1 pseudogene is annotated in these 4,429 nt (G+C 69.0%); it reads right to left on the reverse strand.

The features are described 5' to 3' along the window. Positions 1 to 1,999: 1,999 nt before the first annotated feature. Positions 2,000 to 2,375: pseudogene (locus ACZ6S4_RS21015) on the reverse strand (hypothetical protein); the annotation flags it as partial. Between the last annotated feature and the right edge of the window lie 2,054 nt (positions 2,376 to 4,429).

Consider the following 4,429-nt stretch of genomic DNA (forward strand, 5'->3'; position numbering starts at 1 on the left):
TAAGGGGGTCGATCATGGAATCATTCTGGGGTCGAAGCAAGGCGCCTTGGGAGGGCCCCCCCCCCCCCCCCCCCCCCCCGCCGCCTGGGCCAGGGCCGGGTCGGGCTTGGGTCGGGGCTTAGGCCGCCGTGGGTGGAACTGGAGCCGCGGCAGGACACGCGGTAGCGGCTGCGGGGCGCGGTCGAGCGCAATCCGGCTGGGGCCACGGGCCGGGGTGGGCATGGCCGGGCTGGAGGGGCGGCTGCATTCGGGTCGCGGTCGGGGTCCGAAGCCGGGCTGAGGCAGGCTTGCCCGGACTTGTGACCGAGCGCGAACGAGGGTTGATGCCGAGCCGGGACGAGGCTCGGCAACTGGAGCCGGGGAACGGGCCGGGCGCCGCGTCGGCTTGGGTTGCCGTTCGGGATTGGACGGCGGCCGTTGCAAGGACCGACGGCTGGTGCAGAGCCGAGGATAGGTCGCGACCAAGGCCGGGAGGCGCGTCAATCGGATCAGCAAGCGATTGGGAGGACTACGACCGATGGGCAGCAGGCATGCCTTGATGCCATGCCATGCCGGCATACGGGCCAAGGTTGGGGACCGCAGCCGGCGCAGGCGGCAGCCGTTTGGACCGGGACAAGTTCGGGTCCCACGCCAGAGACCGGGCGAGTCAACTGGTCAAAGACCAAGAGCCATAGCCGGGGCAGGACGAGTGATGTCAGCCTGGACAACACGCTGACCGTGTTGCGCCGGGAAGCTGGGCTTGGGCGGGTTGGGCGTTGGCCGAGACTGCTGGGAAAGCTGGCGACCCGAGGGCGCGGAGAGCCGAGCTTCGACCGGCTGGGGATCCGCGGTCGGGAAGCGCAACCATTACCGCGAATCAGCCGTGTCGCAGTTCCAGTGTGGTGCCTGTCGTCAGGCAGGTCGCCTCGTGCCTATGGACGCTTCGAGTGCTGCGTCCGTCAGCCGATGAGCGTTTGGCTACTGAGCAGTCCAGGCCGCCGCAAGGGGTGTGGCTGGTCCGCACCGCGGCCTTCGTTATACAACGCCGCCTCAGGCCAGTAGCTGCGTGCTCGCCCGCCGCCCGGTCCCGGCTCGCCGCGCCCGACGGGCATCCGGCCACCGCGTGGGTCCGGCGTTCGTCACGTCGTTGCTGGACTAGGGCTGCCCCGATGCAGCCGACGAACAGATGGCGCTGCGAAACGATGCCGTTGCGCTGACCGTTTGCGGTAGGCGGTGGGTCAGTGGGATGGGGCGGCCTGTGTCGTTGCGGGGTTGTCCGTGGCGGTTGCTGGTTGCGGAATTGCCGGGCGGCGGTCGGGGTGCTCCGGGGCTTCGGCGGTCTTCGCGTCGTACTGGGACGGGATTGCGGGGGCTGCGTTTGGTTCGGACCGCGTTGCTTGGCCCGCCCGGTCGTCGGCGTTGTTGGGGTCGAGGGTGGGGTTGCTCGTTGCCGGCGGGGCGGGGGTGCTTGCGGTTGTGGGCGCTGTGCCCGTACCGGATGCGTCGGGGGATGGTGGGTCGGCGTGGTCGGCGGATGCCGGCGAGCTTGCGCTTGGGGGTTCTGGGGTTGGCGCTTCGGCGGGCTGCCGGGGGGCGGGTGGTTCGGGGGCGTTGTCGGTCGCGGGGGTGGCGGCGCCGGCGGAGGCGTGGGCTGACGAGTTGGCGTTTGGTTCGTCGTTGCGAGTCGACGGGGCGGCCGGGCGGGTCGCGTAGGACGAGAGATCTCGGGTTTCGGCGTTGACCGCGGTTAGGTCGCTGCGGCTGGCTGCCTCGGCCGCGGCGCCTTTGGACGTCGACGTGCCGGGCACGGGGGCGGTGGCCGGCGCCGAGTGAGTGGACGACGCTCGGTCGGATTCCCACTGGGCGGAGTTGGGCGGCGTGGGCGCTGGAGTGTTGGATGCGGGCTCGTGGTTTCCGGGAGTTGCGTTGTTCCACGTGAAACCGGCGGACGGCGTGTCCGTGGCGGTGGGCGACTGCCAGGTGTTGGGGGTGGCGGGCGTGTCCGCTGTGATTGCTGGTTCGTTGGCGAACGTGGACGGCGACTGCCAGTGGATGTGGGCAGGTTCGGCGATGGCACGGCCGCCGAAGCCGGCGAGCCACTCCGCGACGAGCGCCTGGTTTTCGAGCCACTGTTCCTCGGGGATGACCGGCAGGATGTCGTCCCAGAGCGACAGGAACGTGCCGCGGAGCTGCAGCCGGCCGTAGGGGCGGGCCAGGAACCACATGTGCAGGTGCGCCGAGCCGTCGCCCCAACGGTTCACGTGGACACGGGCGACGCCGTCGAGGGAGCGGATCGCGCGTTCGAGCCGGACAGTCATCACGCCGAGTTCCGCGGCCAGGAGGTTCGGCAGGTCGCCGATGTCGAGGTGCGAGCGGCACTCGAGGATCAAGACCATGGGCAGGCCGGTGGGTCGGTCCATGCCGCGGACGCGCCATCTCTCACTGACCCAGATGTACGCGTCGTCGGGGGTGTTGCAGGCGACGCAGTCTTCGGCGTCTTCGCCGCTTCGTGGGGGCTCGACATCAACCGGCTCGGCAAGGGTCTTGACCCGCATGTCGCCTTCGAACGGGAACGAAGGCCAGCGTGTGAAGTCGGGAAGCGGCGGGGGGTTCGGGGGCACGAGGGTGACCCTAGCCCAGCTCACCGGGCACTGTCCCGGGTCAATTTCCGGCGAACCCGCCGATGCTCCCTCACCCGTTCAGACAGTCCTCAGAACGTCGACGTCGGTCACCTTCGGTGGGCTCCGCGCTACGCCGGAAGTTATCCACAGAAGTTATCCACAGGCGGGCCGGTTTCACGTGAAACACGACGTAGAACGCGTTCACCCCCTGTGGATACAGCAGTGGAGAAGGTGTCATCCATCGGAGTTGTTTCACGTGAAACGGCCACGGGGACGGTCGTCAACAGTCTCTGCGCACAGGTTGTGGATACTGCCGGTTGCCGATCCAAGGTGGGCCGTTTCTGCGGCGGCGGGGTGGTTCAGGGGGCTTGGTTTCAGCCTCGGCTCGGACCGTCTGTTGGCGCGACCGATGGCGGCGCCGGAGCACGTTTCACGTGAAACGGGTCGGGCTGACTCCTCGTGCTGAGGGCTGACCGTTGGGGCCCGAGAGTCGGGCCCTTGGCGATCGCGTAGCGGTGGGCCGGCTGAAGTCGGGTTTGGGCCGAGGCGTGTAGGCGGTTGGGATCTGTCTCAGTCGCTTGGACCGAGATGGACTCGCGCGATGTCGGTTGGAGCTGAGCAGCGGCGGCGGCAGTGGGAAGTATCGGCGGCGCCATCTCGCAGCGCCGCCACCGGATCCCCGGCCTGCAGCAGAATCTCGGCGCTTGCTGCATGGCTCCTTGGCACGCCAGCCTTTCTCGGGATAGCAACGGCGCCTCGCTGCGATCCCCGGGAGTGGGCAGCCTCCGCAGATGCCTGCCCCTTCCCGAACGCTGCCAAAGAGCGACCGCGGTGCTGCCGAGTTCGCACCTGCGAGGGCTCTGCGGCCGCCGACGGTCGGGAGTTCGCTTGAGTGGCATGATTTCGGCCAGCAGAGTTCAGGCGAGAGGACGGCGCTGGCATAGCCGTAGGAGATGAGTCTTGGCTGGAAAGCGGTCTCGAATTCCGCGGTGCTCTTGGGGCGCCCCACCATCCCGGAGTCGGTTAACTGCGTCAGGACGAAGCGCCTGGTGATGCGGAGCCGAGCCGAGCCGCTATGGCCGGGCATCGTCCGCCCATTGGAGCCACGGACCACGAAGGCGTTGATCACTCGTGTCAGCGGGCTCCCCGAGGAAGGGCGGCGCGCCCGCGCCACTTGTTAGCTATCGCGGCAGCGTCGGCCGAAGACCAACGGCCCTTGAGGGAGACGTGGGCATCGCGTTTCACGTGAAACGTTGTCTGACCCCACACCCAACGGGTACCGGATGGTCGGATCGTGTTCGGGGCGCCGCTGGCCCGCCGGCCAGCGTGCGGCAACCCTCTCGACTCAGGCCAACCCTAGGCCCGGAATCGGGGGGTCGTGGCCGTCACCGAGGTCGCCGACGACCTGTGGTTCCCCACCCGGACCCGCAGTCATGGCCCACGCCGACCCGGGACCCACGGTCTTGGCCCACGCCCACCCGAACCCCACGCCCACCCCATTCTCACGCCCATTCCGCGCCCACGCCGACGCCGACCGATCGGCGAAGAGCGCCCGTCGATCACCACGGCGGGCTCCAGTCTCCGCACTGCCCCGGCGAACGTTCTTGGCGGCTAGAGGGGGCAGCAGTGCACCTCCCTCTTGGTACTGCCGCGTCTCGCGGGTCCGTGCGATAACCGCCGAGAGCTATGAGTGGTCGGCGGGTCCGCTGTTTCACGTGAAACGGCTCCGGTCTCCGGTCTCCGGTCTCCGGTCTCCGGTCTCCGGTCTCCGGTCTCCGGTCTCCGGTCTCCGGTCTCCGGTCTCCGGTCTCCGGTCTCCGGTCTCCGGT

This window comes from Actinoplanes sp. NPDC051405, assembly GCF_055586185.1.